The organism is Nocardia sp. NPDC005366 (assembly GCF_040606855.1).
GTDB lineage: Bacteria > Actinomycetota > Actinomycetes > Mycobacteriales > Mycobacteriaceae > Nocardia.
The window spans coordinates 296,096-311,941 of sequence record NZ_JBEXFQ010000003.1 but is presented as its reverse complement, the minus strand read 5'-3'; the positions used below and the strand labels follow the sequence as shown (position 1 = coordinate 311,941).

15 protein-coding genes and 1 riboswitch are annotated in these 15,846 nt (G+C 67.3%); of the genes, 6 read left to right on the top strand and 9 right to left on the bottom strand.

Annotated features, from left to right (window positions below; genetic code table 11):
* Nucleotides 1-130: 130 nt before the first annotated feature.
* The 3 genes from ABZS43_RS05865 to ABZS43_RS05855 all read right to left on the bottom strand — a co-directional run bounded on the left by ABZS43_RS05865 (nt 131) and on the right by ABZS43_RS05855 (nt 2,215).
* The gene (locus ABZS43_RS05865) at nt 131-460 is read right to left on the bottom strand and encodes a hypothetical protein (protein ID WP_355034657.1); all 330 of its coding nucleotides are present in this window, start codon (nt 458-460) and stop codon (nt 131-133) included.
* A 183-nt stretch (nt 461-643) separates the two neighbouring features.
* Complete coding sequence (locus tag ABZS43_RS05860; RefSeq protein ID WP_355034656.1) at nt 644-1,699, bottom strand: alpha/beta hydrolase; 1,056 nt, start codon at nt 1,697-1,699, stop codon at nt 644-646.
* 246 nt (nt 1,700-1,945) lie between these two features.
* Nucleotides 1,946-2,215 carry a hypothetical protein gene (locus tag ABZS43_RS05855; protein ID WP_355034655.1) on the bottom strand — a complete coding sequence of 90 codons (270 nt, stop codon included), beginning with the start codon at nt 2,213-2,215 and terminating at the stop codon, nt 1,946-1,948.
* Between the two features lie 99 nt (nt 2,216-2,314).
* On the opposite strand from ABZS43_RS05855, the gene ABZS43_RS05850 reads away from it, so the two are divergent.
* Together ABZS43_RS05850 and ABZS43_RS05845 are read left to right on the top strand one after the other, a co-directional pair.
* On the top strand, nt 2,315-2,860 hold the full coding sequence (locus ABZS43_RS05850) for a DUF2752 domain-containing protein (RefSeq protein ID WP_355034654.1): 546 nt from the start codon (nt 2,315-2,317) through the stop codon (nt 2,858-2,860).
* Nucleotides 2,861-2,909: 49 nt separating this feature from the next.
* Nucleotides 2,910-3,098, top strand: a complete 189-nt coding sequence (locus ABZS43_RS05845; protein WP_355034653.1) for a hypothetical protein — start codon at nt 2,910-2,912, stop codon at nt 3,096-3,098.
* A 4-nt stretch (nt 3,099-3,102) separates the two neighbouring features.
* On the opposite strand, the gene ABZS43_RS05840 is transcribed toward ABZS43_RS05845, so the two are convergent.
* The 3 genes from ABZS43_RS05840 to ABZS43_RS05830 all read right to left on the bottom strand — a co-directional run bounded on the left by ABZS43_RS05840 (nt 3,103) and on the right by ABZS43_RS05830 (nt 9,032).
* The gene (locus ABZS43_RS05840; RefSeq protein ID WP_355034652.1) at nt 3,103-4,458 is read right to left on the bottom strand and encodes a M1 family metallopeptidase; all 1,356 of its coding nucleotides are present in this window, start codon (nt 4,456-4,458) and stop codon (nt 3,103-3,105) included.
* On the bottom strand, nt 4,458-8,426 hold the full coding sequence (locus ABZS43_RS05835; RefSeq protein WP_355034705.1) for a Pls/PosA family non-ribosomal peptide synthetase: 3,969 nt from the start codon (nt 8,424-8,426) through the stop codon (nt 4,458-4,460). The genes ABZS43_RS05840 and ABZS43_RS05835 overlap by 1 nt, the downstream gene beginning before the upstream one ends.
* A 186-nt stretch (nt 8,427-8,612) precedes the next feature.
* Complete coding sequence (locus tag ABZS43_RS05830; protein ID WP_355034651.1) at nt 8,613-9,032, bottom strand: MarR family transcriptional regulator; 420 nt, start codon at nt 9,030-9,032, stop codon at nt 8,613-8,615.
* A gap of 138 nt (nt 9,033-9,170) precedes the next feature.
* Nucleotides 9,171-9,284: riboswitch (SAM riboswitch) on the top strand.
* Between the two features lie 45 nt (nt 9,285-9,329).
* Here ABZS43_RS05830 and ABZS43_RS05825 point away from each other — a divergent pair.
* The gene (locus ABZS43_RS05825) at nt 9,330-10,649 is read left to right on the top strand and encodes an aminotransferase class V-fold PLP-dependent enzyme (protein ID WP_355034650.1); all 1,320 of its coding nucleotides are present in this window, start codon (nt 9,330-9,332) and stop codon (nt 10,647-10,649) included.
* Nucleotides 10,650-10,743: 94 nt separating this feature from the next.
* On the opposite strand, the gene ABZS43_RS05820 is transcribed toward ABZS43_RS05825, so the two are convergent.
* The 3 genes from ABZS43_RS05820 to ABZS43_RS05810 all read right to left on the bottom strand — a co-directional run bounded on the left by ABZS43_RS05820 (nt 10,744) and on the right by ABZS43_RS05810 (nt 12,244).
* Nucleotides 10,744-11,211 carry a flavin reductase family protein gene (locus ABZS43_RS05820; RefSeq protein WP_355034704.1) on the bottom strand — a complete coding sequence of 156 codons (468 nt, stop codon included), beginning with the start codon at nt 11,209-11,211 and terminating at the stop codon, nt 10,744-10,746.
* A gap of 186 nt (nt 11,212-11,397) precedes the next feature.
* Nucleotides 11,398-11,874 carry a YbaK/EbsC family protein gene (locus ABZS43_RS05815; protein ID WP_355034649.1) on the bottom strand — a complete coding sequence of 159 codons (477 nt, stop codon included), beginning with the start codon at nt 11,872-11,874 and terminating at the stop codon, nt 11,398-11,400.
* 49 nt (nt 11,875-11,923) lie between these two features.
* On the bottom strand, nt 11,924-12,244 hold the full coding sequence (locus ABZS43_RS05810) for a 2-oxo-4-hydroxy-4-carboxy-5-ureidoimidazoline decarboxylase (RefSeq protein ID WP_355034648.1): 321 nt from the start codon (nt 12,242-12,244) through the stop codon (nt 11,924-11,926).
* 214 nt (nt 12,245-12,458) lie between these two features.
* On the opposite strand from ABZS43_RS05810, the gene ABZS43_RS05805 reads away from it, so the two are divergent.
* From ABZS43_RS05805 to ABZS43_RS05795, 3 genes are all read left to right on the top strand, one after another.
* Entirely contained in the window at nt 12,459-13,280 is an 822-nt protein-coding gene (locus tag ABZS43_RS05805; protein ID WP_355034647.1) for a crotonase/enoyl-CoA hydratase family protein, read from the top strand.
* A 91-nt stretch (nt 13,281-13,371) separates the two neighbouring features.
* Nucleotides 13,372-13,875, top strand: coding sequence for a MarR family transcriptional regulator (locus ABZS43_RS05800; RefSeq protein WP_355034646.1), 504 nt, complete (start codon nt 13,372-13,374; stop codon nt 13,873-13,875).
* Entirely contained in the window at nt 13,872-15,695 is a 1,824-nt protein-coding gene (locus tag ABZS43_RS05795) for an MDR family MFS transporter (RefSeq protein ID WP_355034645.1), read from the top strand. The genes ABZS43_RS05800 and ABZS43_RS05795 overlap by 4 nt, the downstream gene beginning before the upstream one ends.
* Nucleotides 15,696-15,846: the final 151 nt, after the last annotated feature.

Genomic DNA, 15,846 nt, shown 5'->3' with positions numbered 1-15,846 from the left:
AAACCGGGGGGTCGGTTCCGGTGCTACTTCGATCGTGATCCGGTGGAGAACAGCGCATATGCCGCTCGGACCATGCCGTTCGAGCCGCGATCGCGGCGACAGTGCGGTGGGGCGGTGGATTCCGTCGCGCTCAGGTGCGCGGCGGGACTCGATCCGACGGTGCGACAGCACTGTTCAGGGTGCGCAGCCGATTCAGGGAGAGTCGGGCTTGTCCGTTCGATACCACGCGGCCGACAGCGCTCGCCACTGCGGCGAGCGGGCCATTGAACAGGGCTTCGGCGGCTGCTTCAGCGAGGGAGCCGACCAGGTGTCCGTCCAGGGGAAAGGCGCGCCCGGGATGCAGAGCCTCGAGCTCGGCGACGATCGCGTGCAGTTGCGCCACCAGGTGCGCTGTCCGGGCGGTGCGCTCGGCGAAGCTGTTCGGGGATGCCGTCGACGGTATCGTAGGACGCTCCCGCACCATAACGCTCTGTATGCTCGAAGATGTTCCGGGCGACCGGAACCGGGATAGTGACCCGCGAACTCGACGTGACCGCTACCCTTCGATCCGGGGGAAGCTCCATCGGATACGTAACCAGGAGCTTCCCCCTTCTCGATCCAGGGGAAGTCGTCCCGCGTCCGTTCCGAGCGGGCGGAAGCCGGTTCAGACCGCGGTGGCCCTGTCCTGTCGGCTGCGGGAGACGACCGTATCCAGAACGGCGTTGAAGCGGTCGGCGGCTTCGATATTGCCCAGATGGCCGGTGGGCCAGACGTGGTAGTCGGCCAGCGAGCCGGTGCGGTCGAGGAGTTCGACGATGCGGCGGGACAGGCGTTCGGGCAGGATCAGATCGCCCGCGCCCGCGATGACCGTGGTGGGAACGGTGAGATTCGCCGCGGCGTCGCCGAGGTCGATGTCCAGCAGGGCGGCGGCGTGCAGGCCGCGGGTGAGCGGGCGGCACGAACGGGCGATGCCGACGGCGAAGTCGACCTCGTCAGCCGTGGCGTTCTTGTTCATCACCCTGTCCTTGAAGACCGCGTTGACCAGCCATCCGCCGGGCAGCGGAATGGGGGAGAACAACATCGTCTCGGCGATGGGGGAGGGCATGCGGATGGTGGCACCGAGAATGGTCACCGGGCGGGTCGTCACCGACAACGGCTTGTTGAGCACCGGGAGCATATCGGTTTCGTGCCGGATCTCGCTGGCGGCGGTATTCACGAGCACGACTTCGGAGGCTCTTTCGGCGACCTGGTCGGGATACCGGGCGGCCCACGCCTGCAACGTGATTCCGCCCATGCTGTGGCCGACGAGTACGCCACGCTTGCCGCGCGGCAGGGTGGCGTCGAGGACGGCGGCGAGATCGCCCGCGAACGTGGCGGCCCCGAGGCGGGCGCGGCCCAACCCGCTCTCGCCGTGGCCGCGCTGGTCGTAGGCGACGACGCGGTAGCGATCGGCGAAGGCGTTGATCTGGGGGTTCCAGTACTCGATGCTGCAACTCCACCCGTGGACCAGCACGATGGTCTCGCCGTCCGCGGGACCGTAGACGTGCACCCGGAGGTCGGCGCCGTCAGCGGTGGTCACGGGGATGACGTCGTGGGGGGCGGCGGGCTTGTTCAGTGCGGCAGTGGTGTAAGTGCGACTCCGCAATCCAGCGCGGTAGGCCGCGGTGAGCGGTTCGGTTCCACGTAGGCCCGCAAGCGTCTTCATCGACGTGACCAGCATTCGAGCACTCCTTTGTGTCTGCCGCCACATTACAATGCAAGCTGGGGTGCTTGCTAGTGCAAGCGCTCGATGGCGGAAATCCTGGCTCGAAACGTTGGATACCCGATATTCGGTACGGCGAACACTGCCTCTGGAGCAAAGATCTCGGCCTGAACGCGCGGGCCGATGTCGTCTTGTCCGAACGGCGCCGTGCTACTGCTCGACCTTCCCGCGACCCGGCGGGTGTGGAGTGTCGAGTCGACGAGATCAGTCGAGGGTGAGGAGTTCGGCGACCGCATCCGGGATGACCAGACAGACCTGGTCGTTCGGGTGGAAATCGTCGGGCGCGTCACGTCTGTGCGGCGCGTGGACGAACACTACGACCGAACTGCCGTCACCCGGATCGATTTCCACCGCGACCACGCCTGCGGTATCGCCTTCCTGGGCGGCGTGCCAGTGGCCCACATTCCCGAATTCGAGCTTGCGAGCCGTGCTGACCCTACATCCGTCGAGCCGGGTAAAACCAGCGGCGTCCACGGCCGAAATTGTAGTGTCAGCTGGGAAAACGCGGAATGGAATTGATCATGTTCGCTATCTGGACCGACACGGGGGATGCGATGCGGCCCGCTCGGAGACATGATTTCGCTCCACTGGAGCCGTATCGCGCTGGCGGTGATCGGTCCGCCGCGGCTACCGTTGTTCTTCGTGGAGAGCACGCATGTCGCACCCGGATCGGATGCGGAATCGGGGTCGGGGAAATATCTGACGCCGCCCAAGCATCGGGGGTGGCGCGCGATGCCGCTGCCCTTGCTGACGGCGGGGGCGGGTATCGGCGCACTCGCGCTGCTGCACTTCCGGGATCCGCACGAGGAGGGGTCGTACGGCTACTGCCCGTTCTACACGCTGACCGGCATGTACTGCCCCGGCTGCGGCGGTATGCGGGCCGTGCACAACCTGACCGACGGCCGGATCATCGACTCGCTGCACAGCAGTCTGATCGCGATTCCGCTGATTCTCGGCCTGACCGTGTGGGTCGGCGCGTGGGCGGTGCACGCCTGGCGCGGCACACGACTGGTCGTGCCGAAAATGGAACGCGGCACGATGTGGGTGCTGCTGTCCCTGATCGCGGTGTACTCCGTACTCCGCAATACGCCGTGGGGTTCCTGGCTCGCGCCGCTCTGATTCGGCGGGCAGCCTGGTACCGGCATCGCTGACGGGGCAAGCTTCGAGTATGAGCGACTCACTGAGACAGCGCGTGCGTACCAAGTTGTTGCGTCAACTCGCCGAGGACGGCGTGCCCGACACCGAGCACGACGATCCGCGCCGCATCGCGATAGAGACCGATCTGGACGCACTCGCCGCAGTGGCCGAGGATGATCCGCTCATCGAAGAACTCGCCGCCCGTTACCTGGTCTTCTGACGTGTCAGCGCAGCGAGGTCGTCGCCTGTCCGCCCTGCGGCGGTAGCGGGGGGAGCACCGGTGCGTGCAGCCAGGTGTCCCACAGCGGGCGCAACGGCGCCAGGCTGTAATGCCCGGCCAGGTCGGTGAATTCTTCGGTGGTGACCGAGCCGTGCCGATATCTGGCCGTCCATTCGCGCACCAGATCGAAGAACGTCGAATCCCCGAGTTCCAGCCGTAACGCGTGCAGTGTCAACGCTCCGCGTTTGTATACGCGGTCGTCGAACATGCGCTGCGGGCCGGGATCGCCGACGACGATGTCCTGCGGCTGCCGGAACAGGTTGTGACGCGCTGCCCTTGCCTGCTGATCCGCCGTCGGTCCGCCGGAGGCTTCCGACCAGATCCATTCCGCGTAGCAGGCGAAACCCTCGTGCAGCCAGATATCGCGCCATCGCCGGATGGTGAGACTGTTGCCGAACCACTGGTGGGCGAGTTCGTGCGCGACGAGCCGTTCCGAACCGCGACGGCCGTCGCAGTGGTTCGCGCCGAATACCGAGATGCCCTGCGCCTCGACCGGGATTTCGAGTTCGTCGTCGGTGATCACCGCCGTGTAGTCGCCGAACGGGTACGGGCCGAACTTCTCGACGAACAGGTCCATCATCTGCGGTTGCCTGGCGAAATCGTGTTCGAAATTGGCGCGCAACCGGGCCGGAGCCACGGCGTACATGGGCACCGGGTTCTGCGTGGGCCCGAGGCGGAATTTGCGGTAGGGGCCGATCTGAATGGTGGCCAGATAGCTCGACATCGGTTCGGGCTGCTCGTAGATCCAGGTGGTCTGGCTGGCCTTGGTCTGCTTGCCGACCAGTGTTCCGTTGGCGAGCGCGTAGTACGGGGTGTCGGTGGTGATCGATATGCGGTAGCTGGCCTTGGAGCTGGGGTGATCGTCGCAGGGGAACCAGGACGCCGCGCCATTGGGCTGACTCGCGACCAGCGCGCCCTCGGTCAACTCCTCCCAGCCCACCTCACCCCACGGCCCGCGCACCGGCTTCGGTGTGCCGCCGTAGAGGATGAGCAGGGCGAGCACCCCGCCCGCCGGAATGCGTTGCTGCGGTGTGATCACCAGCTTGCCGTGCTGGTGGGTGTACTTCGATGCCTTGGCGCCGTTGACGAAAACCTTGGTGACCGGCAGTGATTGCGACAGGTCGAGGGCGAAGCGGGGACGGACCTCGGTGGTGACCGCGGTGATTTCGGCCCGCCCGGCGAGGCGGTTGCTGGCGACCCGGTAGGCCAGTTCGAGTTCGTATCGTGAGACGCGGTAACCGCGGTTGCCGTTCTGCGGTAGGTATTCGTCGATCGGCGCGTCGTAGAACTTGTTCGGCATCACCGTGCCGCTTTCGCTCGGCCCGCTTCCGGTTCGGTATTCGCTTCGGGGGCAATGGATTCGGCGCCGGGCCAGGGTGCGATGGGATTACCCCACCACCGAGTGGACGGCGGCACCACATCACCGCGCATGACCAGCGAGGCCGGTCCTATGGTCGCGCCCGCCCCGATCACGGCGGCGGGAAGCGCGACGCAGTGCGGGCCGAGGGTGGCTCCTTCGCCGAGGGTGACGGTATCCATCGCCATGATCCGATCGTGGAAGAGATGGGTCTGCACAACGCATCCGCGTTCCACGGTCGCGCCGTCGCCGAGTGTCACCAGGTCCGCCTCCGGTAGCCAATAGGACTCGCACCATACCCCGCGTCCGATTTTCGCGCCGAGTCCTCGCAGCCACAGATTGAGCACGGGCGTTCCGGTGGCGGCGCGGGCGAACCACGGCGCGGCGACGGTTTCGACGAAGGTGTCGGCCACCTCGTTGCGCCAGACGAACGAACTCCACAGCGGATGCTCGCAGGCCCGGATCCGCCCGACCATCACCCATTTCGCGGCGACCGCGCTACCGCAGGCGACAGCGCCGGCGACCAGCAGCACCACGCCGCTCAGCAGCGCGGCGGGTATGTGGCCGAGCAGTTGCGCGAGCCAGGCCAGGGTGAAAAGCACGCCGAGTCCGATGGCGAAGGTCACCAGGACGGGGATGAGACGGCAGGTCTCCACGACGGCGCGCGCGATCTGCAACCGCAGCGGCGGGTCGAAGGTGCGTTCGGTATCACCGTCTCCGGCGGCGCGCCGCAAGCGCACCGGGGGGCTGCCCAGCCAGGACGAACCCGCCTTGGCTTTGGACGGCGCGGCGGACAGCACCGCGACGAGTCCGTTCTTCGGTACCCGCCGCCCGGGCGCTGTCATCCCGGAATTGCCGAGGAAGGCGCGTTTGCCGACTTTGGACTCACCGATATGCAGCCAACCTCCGCCGAGTTCGTAACCGGCGATCATGGTGTCGTCGGCCAGGAAGGCGCCGTCGGCGACGGTGGTGAATTTGGGCAGCAGCAGCACGGTCGACGCTTCGACCCCTCGGCCGACCTTCGCGCCGAGCAATCGCAGCCACATCGGGGTGAGCAGACTCGCGTAGAGCGGGAACAGGAAGGTGCGCGCCGAATCCAGCAGGCGCTCGGTGGACCATGCCTGCCACCCGATCCGGCTGCGGACCGGGTGGTAGCCCTCCGTCAATCCGATGCTGAACAGCCGCACCGCGATAATCGTCACCGCGGCGTAGACGCCGAGACTGAGCAGCGTGGCGACGGGAAGAATGGCGAACGCGCGTCCGAGCCCGGCAGTCAATGTGGTGGTGTCGCGGATCCACCAGGCGATGAACGCGCCGCCCGCGGCCAGACCGAGGATGGGGACCGACGCGAGCACCATGGAGGTGACGCCGAAGATCGCGACCCAGTGCGCGGCGCGTGCCGGGGTCTCGTCGGGCCAGCGATGCCTGGCCTTGCCGACCTTCACCGCGGGCGAGCCCGCCCAATCCTGATCCGCCTTGACCTTGCCGGAGACAGCGGATCCCGGTGCGATCTCGGCATTCTTGCCGATCTTGGTGCCGGGCAGCAGGATCGAGCGCGAACCCACGACCGCGCCCGCCCCGACGGAGATCGGACCGATATGCACGAGATCACCGTCGATCCAGTACCCCGAGAGATCGACCTCGGGTTCGACGCTGCACCCGTTGCCGAGTTCCAGCATGCCGGTCACCGGCGGCAGCGTATGCAGGTCGACGCCCTTGCCGATCTTCGCCCCGAGTGCCCGCGCGAAGGGCACCATCCACGGTGCGCCGGAGAGATTCTCCGCGCCGCTGGCCTCGGAGAGCCGCACCGCCGTCCAGAGTCGCAGGTGCACGTGCCCCCCGCGCGGGTAACTGCCCGGCTTCACGTCGTCGAGCAGTAGTCGGGCGCCGAGGGCGCACAGGGCCATTCGGCCGGGTGGGGAGATGAACAGCAGGAAGGCGATGAACGCCCACCACCACGATAGATGCGGCAGCCACGGCAGCGAGCCCGACCACGCGGCGATATTGCCGACGATGGCGAGCCAGGTGAGCCATTGCAGTCCGGTGAGGGTGGTCAGCGGAATCGTCGCGAGCACCTGGAATACCTGGGCGGGCAGTGGGGTCGGGCGCACGTGGCGCACTTCGGCGGTGGCCACGGGTGCGCTGTCGTCGAGATAATCGGCGAGGGCTCCGAGTCGCGGGTGGTCGTACAGTTCGGCGACAGTGATATGCGGATAGCGTTCGCGCAGCGCGGCCACCAGTTGCGCGGCGGCGAGTGAGCCGCCGCCCACATCGAAGAAGTCGGTATCGGGACTCGGTGTCTCGGCGCCGAGCAGCGCATCCCACAGGCCCGCGACCCACAGGGCGGTCGGGGTGAGTCCGATTTCGGCCTCGGCGTCCTTCTGTTTCGGCAGCGGCCACGGCAGCGCGTCGCGGTCGACTTTGCCGGAGGTGCGCGTGGGCAGTTCGGCGACGACGGCCAGACGCGGTACCAGCGGAGCCGGAAGTTGTTCGGCGAGACGGTCTCTGGCGGCTTTGAGGTCGTAGTCCGCGTCGGGTCCGGTCAGGTAGCCGACGAGGATCTTATTGCCCGCCTTGGTACTTCGGATCGCCGCGGCGGCGCCGGTCACGCCGGGCAGGTGTTGTAGTGCGCTGTCGATCTCGCCGAGTTCGATACGGCGACCGCCGATTTTGATCTGGTCGTCGGCGCGTCCGAGGAACACGAGTCCGGCGCTGTCGTTGCGCACCAGATCGCCGCTGCGGTAGGCGCGTTCCCAGCCCAGTGACGGTAGCGGGGCGTATTTCTCGGCATCTTTGTCCTGGTCGAGATATCGGGCAAGCCCGACTCCGCCGATGACCAGCTCGCCCGATTCGCCCTCGCCCACCGGATTGCCCGCCGGATCGACCACGGCCAGATCCCAGCCGTCCAGCGGCAGGCCGATGCGCACCGGCCACTTTCCGTCGAGCAGGGCCGCGCACGCCACCACCGTCGCCTCGGTGGGACCGTAGGTATTCCACACCTCGCGTCCCGAATCCGCTTTTCCGGCAAGGCGTTCAGCGAGTTCCGGGGGTACCGCCTCGCCGCCGAAGATCAGCAGCCGGACCGACTCGAGCGCCTCGGCGGGCCAGGTGGCGGCCAATGTCGGGACGGTGGAGACGATGCTGATCTCGCGCCGCACCAGCCATGGACCCAGGTCGGCCCCGGTCCGGACCAGCGCGCGCGGGGCCGGGACCAGGCACGCGCCGTGCCGCCAGGCCAGCCACATCTCCTCGCAGGAGGCGTCGAAGGCGACCGAGAGTCCGGCGAGCACGCGGTCACCGGGACGGATCGGCGCGTCCCGCAGGAACAGCTCGGCCTCGGCGTCGACGAGCGCGGCGGCGTTGCGATGGGTCACCGCGACACCTTTCGGCGTTCCGGTGGATCCGGAGGTGAAGATGATCCACGCGTCGTCAGCGGGATCGGGCGGCGCCGTCGTGCCATCGGATTCCGCTGCGGCGGAGGTCGTTTCGATACCGTCCGCGGTGACAACGGCGGTGACCTCCGCCTCGCCGAAGACCAGCCTGGCGCGTTCGTCCGGATCGTCCGCGTCGACGGGCACGTAGGCGGCGCCCGCGTGCAGCACGGCCAGAATCGTCACGTAGAGCTCGTTGGTGCCCGAGGGCATGCGGACGCCAACGCGGTCGCCCGCTCGCACTCCGGCCGCGGCGAGGCGCGCGACGACGGCGTCGATCTCGGTCAGCAGTTCGGAGTAGCCGATGACCACGTCCCCGTCATCGATGGCGGGGGCGTCCGGGTGGTCGATGGCGGTGGCGGCGAGGATGTCGACCAGGGTGCGGGCGGGCGGGGCAAGGGCGCCGCGCGATAGCGGATCGGGAATCGACCGCGGATCCGGGCCCTCGCCCGCCGCGGTATCGACCTGCGGCTGCAGCATGACGTCCTGTCCACCTCTCATAGACCTGCCTGCTCTTCATCGTTCGTTGTTTCACAAGAGGGTTACCAGTGGGCAAACACCACGGGGACCAGTGGTCTACGGTACCCGGGGTATCGGCTGATCGATGGTCGCCGGATCGGGTGGTTCGTCCCGATGACAACCGCGCTACCGGCCGAAATACCGGATTCAGTCGCTCAGTGCCTGATCCTCGCCGAGCGCTTTGAGGGCGAGGCGATGCAGAATGCGCTGCTCGTCCGCGTCGAGGCGGTGCAGGACCCGTTGCGCCGCCGCCTCGATGAGTTCGTCGGTGCGGCGGCGTTCGGCGCTGCCCGCCTCGGTGACGGAGAGTCGGTATTTGCGGCGATCGACGGCGTCGCGGGTACGCACGACCAGACCGTTCTGCTCGAGCCCGTCGATCAGCCGGACGACTTCGCTGCGGTCGATGCCGAGAGCGGTGGATACCTGCTGCTGGGACAACTCGTCGAATTCCTCCAGGTAGACCAGCACCCAGTGCTCGCGCGGCGACGTGCCCATCTCGCTGCGCACCGCCTTGTGCAGCTTGCCGAGCACGTAGGTCGGGAAGCGGAGTAGCGCGGGGGGATGCATCGATCGCATCGCATACCGCCGGAATGCGCAAACGACGTACGGGCGACCGCGGTGAACGGACGCAGGTGATCGAGTGTCGCCGTCGACACGGAACGTCCCTGTTGACAGGACTGTGGTGCGTCTGCCAATCTCGGATCAGGTCACGAGTACCAGTGTCAAGCCCCGGCTAGCTGGTCGGCAACCCTCCTCCGCGGTGGGGTGCTCCGGGTGACGACCGGGCCGCCGCCCGACCGGGCGCGGCAAGCGCGGACTCGAACAATCCTCGATTGCGAGTCCCTCTGTCGACGGGATTACGTGATGACTGCTGTTGTGGACCAGACCTGTGCCCCCCTCGCCCGGGTATCCGGCGATGACCTCCAGGTGCCGCTCGTCCAGGGCGGAACCACCACCTACGCGAATTTCGACTACGCCGCCAGTGCGCCTGCGCTGGCCGCGGTCACCGACCGGGTGCAGCAGCTGCTGCCGTACTACGCCAGCGTGCATCGGGGCGCGGGTTACGCCTCCCGGATCTCCACCGAATGCTATGAATCCGCGCGCGCTTCGGTGAGCCTTTTCCTGGACGCCGCCGACGACCAGGTCGTGGTCTTCACCCGCAACACCACCGACTCGCTGAACCTGCTCGCCGGATGCGTGCCCGGCGACACCGTCGTGCTCGACATCGAGCATCACGCCAATTTCCTGCCGTGGACCAGGAACGGACGTCGCGTGGTGCGGGCCGCCGACACCGTCGAGGAGACCATCCGGCTTCTTGTCGCCGAGCTGTGCGCCAAACCTGCCGCGCTGCTGGCGATTACCGGCGCGTCGAACGTCACCGGCGAGGTGCTGCCGCTGGAACGTCTGGCCGAGGTGGCGCACCGGTGCGGCGCGCGCATCCTGGTCGACGCGGCGCAGTTGGCTCCGCACCGCCGGATCAGCCTGCGCGACACGGGAATCGACTACCTGGCCTGCTCGGGTCACAAGCTGTACGCGCCGTTCGGCGCGGGTGTTCTCGTCGGCCGCCGTGACTGGCTCGACGCGGCCGAGCCGTATCTGGCGGGCGGCGGCGCGGTGCGCGAGGTGCGCGCGGACTCGGCCGAGTGGGCTCCCGCGCCGCAGCGTCACGAGGCGGGGTCGCCGAATGTGCTCGGCGCGGCTGCGCTGGCCGCCGCCTGTGCGGCGCTGTGCGATATCGATGCCGAAACCCTCGCATCGCATGAACGCCTGCTCGCCGACCGTCTCCGCGACGGCCTGTGCGCGATTCCCGGCGTCGAACTCCTGCGACTGTGGTCCGACAGCCCCGATTGCGTCGGTATCGTCGCCTTCACTCTCGACGGTTTCGCCCCCGGCCACGTCGCCGCCTACCTCTCCGCAGAACACGGCATCGGCGTCCGCGACGGCCGCTTCTGCGCCCACCCCCTGCTCGCCCGCCTCGGCCTCGACGGCGCGCTACGCGCCAGCATCGGCCTCGGCACCTGCTCCGCCGACGTCGACCGGCTGATAGAAGCCGTGGCCGACCTCGTAGAAACCGGCACCGGCTGGAACTACGCCGTCACCGGATCGCACTGGAACCCGACTCCGGAGACCCGCCCGTTCGCTACCGTCGACACCGGGGGCGCGTCACCCTGCGCCGTGGGCTGAGATTCCTATGTCGTGAGTCGTGGTCGCGTCGGCTCGCGGACATCGATCCGGACGCGCTCGACGCCGAGGTCGAATCCCGCGGGGTGCGTCGGAGCTATCGGTCCAGCGACGTAGGGCGGTGGTAACGGCCCTGGTAGTACAGCAGCGGCGCGGCGGCCGGTTCCTCGTCGGTATTGTCGTGCACCCGGGTGACCAGGCCGACGACGAAAGTATGGTCGCCGATGGGGATTCGGTGGTGGACGCTGGCGCGGACCCAGATGGGGGTGCCGTGCAGGACCGGTTCGCCGGTGTCGAGGGTCGTCCACAGGGATCGGTCGGAGAAACGTTCGTCGGCGGTACGGGAGAAACGCTGCGCCAGGTGATGCTGGTGTTCGCCGAGGAAATGGATGACAACGGAGTCCGCGCCGAGCATGGCGTCCAGGCTGGACGACGTGTGGGCGATATTGAAGGAGACGAGCGGGGGTTCGAGCGAGAGCGAGGCGAACGAGGTCGCGGTGAATCCGATCGGGCCGCTGTCCGAATTCAAGGTGACCACCGTGACGCCCGCGGGATAGTGGCGCATCGAGGCGCGATATTGCTCGGCGGTGATGCCGCTCAGATCGTCGGGGATCTGGACGCCGGCATCCGGCGGTGGTGCTTCGGTCACAGTTCGAAGTTACGCCCGCTCGACCGATCGCGGGCTGTCGCGTGGTCGTTCGCGCGATGGGCGTAAAGCCACCGCGCCGCCGCAGGGGCACGGCGCGACGGGTCAATCCATATCGATCGGCAGACCCGCGGTGATCCGGACGAGTTCTCGAAAGGACGTGCGGAACACCGTGTTCGGATGACCGCCCGCCGCCCACACTTCCCGATGCCCGGACAGCGCGTTGTCGACCCAGGTGGGCAGGTTGGTGGGATGACCGACCGGGGCGACACCGCCGATCGGCTGTCCGGTGACTTCGCGCACCATATCGGCGGGGGCGCGGGTGAGGGTGCCCTCGAGTCGTCGTCCGGTCTGCTGTAGATCGACCTGGTGCGCACCGGATACCAGTAGGAGTACCGGATCCTCGTCCAGCAGGAAGACCAGCGATTTCGTGATCGCGCCCACATCGACGCCGAGCACCCTGGCCGCGTCGGCGGCGGTGGCCGCCGATTCCGGTCTGCTGACGATGACGCCGTGATGTCCGCGCGCGATCAGCGTGTCCGAGACCCGGCATGCGACCGGGGGTAACGACGACCTGCGCATGGCACCAGGGTAAGACGATTGCGGGTGGGACGCCGGGCGAGTCGGAGGGTCAGTATTCGGGATAGCCTTCCGCGGGTCCGAGCATATGGTCGATCCGGTCTCTGGTGATCCGCGCGAGTTCGGTGACAGAGGGTTCGCCCGCTGGTTCGTGGGCCACCGCGTCGAGCGCGCGATCCAGATCTGCCTGCGACAGCGCGAGTAGTTCGATATCGGCTTCGGCTAGCAGCGCGTCGCGATCGGCGAAGGGACGCGCGTCCGCGATCCGCGCCGCCCATGTGACATTGCAGCAGCATTCGTACAGGGCGTGCACGGCCCTGGCGCGCGGCAGGGAATTCAACCGGTCCAAACCGATTCCTCGGTGCATCAGCATTGTGATCTCCGAACCCGTCGATGGATGTGCCGACTCGACCATGATGGGGCGTGAAACTGCCAGGGAACCAGCGGGCCACGCCGAATTTGCACACCATTAACAGGGCGCGTCCGCTCCCGTCGGCTCATCCCGAACGCGGTGGTCGGCGGGTTGCCGATGACGATAACCGGGGATACCCGGGGTGCCGTCACCGCCTTCTCGATACGCTGTACAAATGACTGATTGGCAGGCATTCGCCGTCGAAACCAAGGACCATGTCGCGCAGGTGACCTTGATCGGTCCCGGCAAGGGCAACGCTATGGGGCCGGACTTCTGGCGTGAGCTGCCGGAGATCTTCGGCGGACTCGACGCCGACCCCGAGGTGCGCGCCATCGTGCTGACCGGTGCGGGTAAGCATTTCTCCTACGGGCTCGACCTGCCCGCGATGGCGGGCACCTTCGGCGCGTTGCTCGCCGATCGCGCCTTCGCCGCGCCGCGCACGGATTTCCTGGTCGAACTGCGACGGATGCAGGCCGCGGTGACGGCGGTCGCCGACTGCCGTAAGCCGGTGATCGCCGCGGTCTCCGGGTGGTGCATCGGCGGCGGGCTGGATCTGATCGCGGCGGCCGATATCCGCCTCGCCAGTGCGGAGGCCAAGTTCAGCCTGCGGGAGGCGAAGGTGGCGATCGTGGCCGATATCGGGTCGCTGCACCGCCTGCCCGGCATCATCGGCGAGGGGCATCTGCGTGAACTCGCCTATACGGGCAAGGATATCGACGCGGCGCGCGCCGAGCGGATCGGCCTGGTCAACGACGTGTATCCCGATCAGGACGCGGTACTGGACGCCGCGCACGCGCTGGCCCGCGATATCGCGGCCAATCCGCCGCTGGTGGTGCAGGGCGCGAAGGATGTCCTGGATCAGCGCACGAAGGACGCGGTGGCGGCGGGCCTGCGCTATGTCTCGGCGTGGAATTCGGCCTTCCTGCCGTCGGAGGATCTGACCGAGGCGATCCAGGCCGTCTTCGAGAAGCGCGAGCCGCAGTTCAAGGGCCGATAGGCACCGCTACGGCCGCTTGCTTTTTCCGTTCGTCCGCCTACATACTTGCGCCAAGCAACTAATTGTTTGACGCAAGTAAAGGTGGCGCGGCGTGGATCCGGACGACGAGGCGATCGATGTGATCGCGGTTCAGCTCACCCGGTTACAGCGCATCAGGGAGCGCACCGCGGCCCAGATCCGCACCAAGGACGGTGTCGATCCGGCCGCGTTCGCCGTGCTCTTCCGATTGCTCCAGGACGGCCCGATGCGCTCGGGCACGCTGGCCGACGCGGTGTACAGCGATGCTTCGACGGTGAGTCGCCAAGTGGCGCATCTGGTAGATCGAGATCTGGTGCAGCGCATGGCCGATCCGACCGACGGCCGCGCCTGCGTACTCGTGGTGACCGAACGCGGGCGCCAGGTGGCCGAGCAGATCCGGCGTCGCCGCCACGAGAATCTCACCCGGGTCACGGAGTCGTGGACTCCGGACAGCCGGGCCGCATTCGCCGAACTGCTTCGTCGGTTCGTCGATGATTTCGATCGCGCGCGGCCCAGCATGGTTGCCGCTCTTCGCGAATCCCACGCCACTCTCACTGGGACGGAGAACTGTTCGTGACCGCACCGGCAGTAACAGAATCCCCCGCGGGTTTCACCCATAAGCAGATCCTGACGATCCTCAGCGGCCTCATGCTCGGCATGCTGCTGGCGGCTCTCGATCAGACCATCGTCTCCACCGCGATTCGCACCATCGCCGACGATCTGCACGGCTATTCGATGCAGGCATGGGCGACGACGGCCTACCTGATCACGGCCACGCTGGCGACGCCGCTGTACGGCAAGCTCTCCGATATGTACGGCCGCAAACCGTTCTTCATGATCGGTATCGGCATCTTCGTATTCGGCTCGCTGCTGTGCACGCTGGCGCAGTCGATGTACCAGCTCGCCATTTTCCGCGCCGTCCAAGGACTGGGCGCGGGCGGGTTGATGTCGCTGGCGCTCGCCATCCTCGGCGATATCGTCAGCCCCCGCGAGCGGGCCCGGTACCAGGGCTATTTCCTCGCGGTATTCGGTACATCCAGTGTGATCGGGCCGGTGGCGGGCGGCGTGCTCGCCGGCATGGATTCGATTCTCGGGGTGAGTGGCTGGCGCTGGGTCTTCCTGGTGAACGTGCCGCTCGGGCTGATCGCGCTGTTCGTGGTCTCTCGGGTGCTGCGGCTGCCGAAGAAACCGCACAGCACCGACCGGGTCGACTGGTGGGGCGTTCTCGTTCTCGCGATCGGCCTGGTCCCGCTGCTCATCGTGGCCGAGCAGGGGCACGAGTGGGGGTGGGGCAGCCCGGCCGCCCTCGCCTGCTACGTGATCGGCGTCCTCGGCATCGTCGGATTCGTCGTGGTGGAGAAGGGGCTGAAAGACGCGGCGCTGATTCCGCTGCGGATCTTCGGCAACAGCACCTTCGCACTCGGCGTGGTGATCTCGTTCGTCACCGGCGCCGCCATGTTCGGCGGAATCGCGCTGCTGCCGCAGTATCTCCAGGTGGTGCGCGGGGCGAGTCCGACCATGGCCGGATTGCAGATGCTGCCGATGGTGCTCGGCATGATGACCGGTTCGATCATCTCGGGGCAGCTGATCTCACGCACCGGCCGCTACAAGCGTTTCCCGATGATCGGCGTGGTCATGCTGACCTTCGGTCTTTTCCTGCTGCATTTCCTCGACGCCGACAGCCCGCTGTGGCTGGCGATGGTGTTCATGGCCTGCACCGGTTTCGGCCTCGGCAATCTGATGCAGCCGTTGACCCTGGCATTGCAGAATTCGTTGCCCGCCAAGGATATGGGCGTCTCCACCGCCGCGGCCACCTTCTTCCGTCAGATCGGCGGCACCTTCGGCGTCGCGGTATTCCTGTCGGTGCTGTTCTCCCGGATGACTCCGAATATCTCCGGCGAACTCCAGACCGCGTCGGCCGATCCGCAGTTCCGCCAGGCCGTGGTCGCGGGTACGCAGAGCGCCAACCCCGCTGACGTCGCGTTGGCCAAGGGGTTGCTCGCGCAGGACACCTCCGCGGCGGGCGAGGTGCTCAAGGACAGCTCGATCATCCAGCAGTTGAGTCCGGAATTGGCCAGGCCGTTCCAGGTCGGTTTCGCCGATTCGATGTCGACGGTATTCCTGGTCGCGATGGCGGCTGCCGTGATCGGCCTGATTCTCGTGCTGTTCTGGAAAGAACTTCCGCTGCGCATGGTCGGTGGCATCCAGGCGGCCGACCACGAGGCCGCCGCGAAATCGCTGGTCGACGCCGAGGTCGAACTCGCGGAACGGGCGGGTCTGCCGCTGGCGGGCGGCGAATCGTTGCAGCCGCCGGTCGAAGAACCCGTTCAGCGCGGCGACGAGACGTCGAGCCTGACGACCGGCAAGGTGGACGAGGTGGCCCAGAAGAACCCATGAGCCAGGACCCGCGCCTCGGGTGGGGAAGGAACCCCACCCAAGGGTGGGGAAGGTGATTCGCCCGAGGGAGGGCTCGAAGAACCCCTAGGGGTGGCTGTTGTGACGGGTTTGCCGACCTACCGTAAATCCCGTCGGAAACAACCTCGCTCAC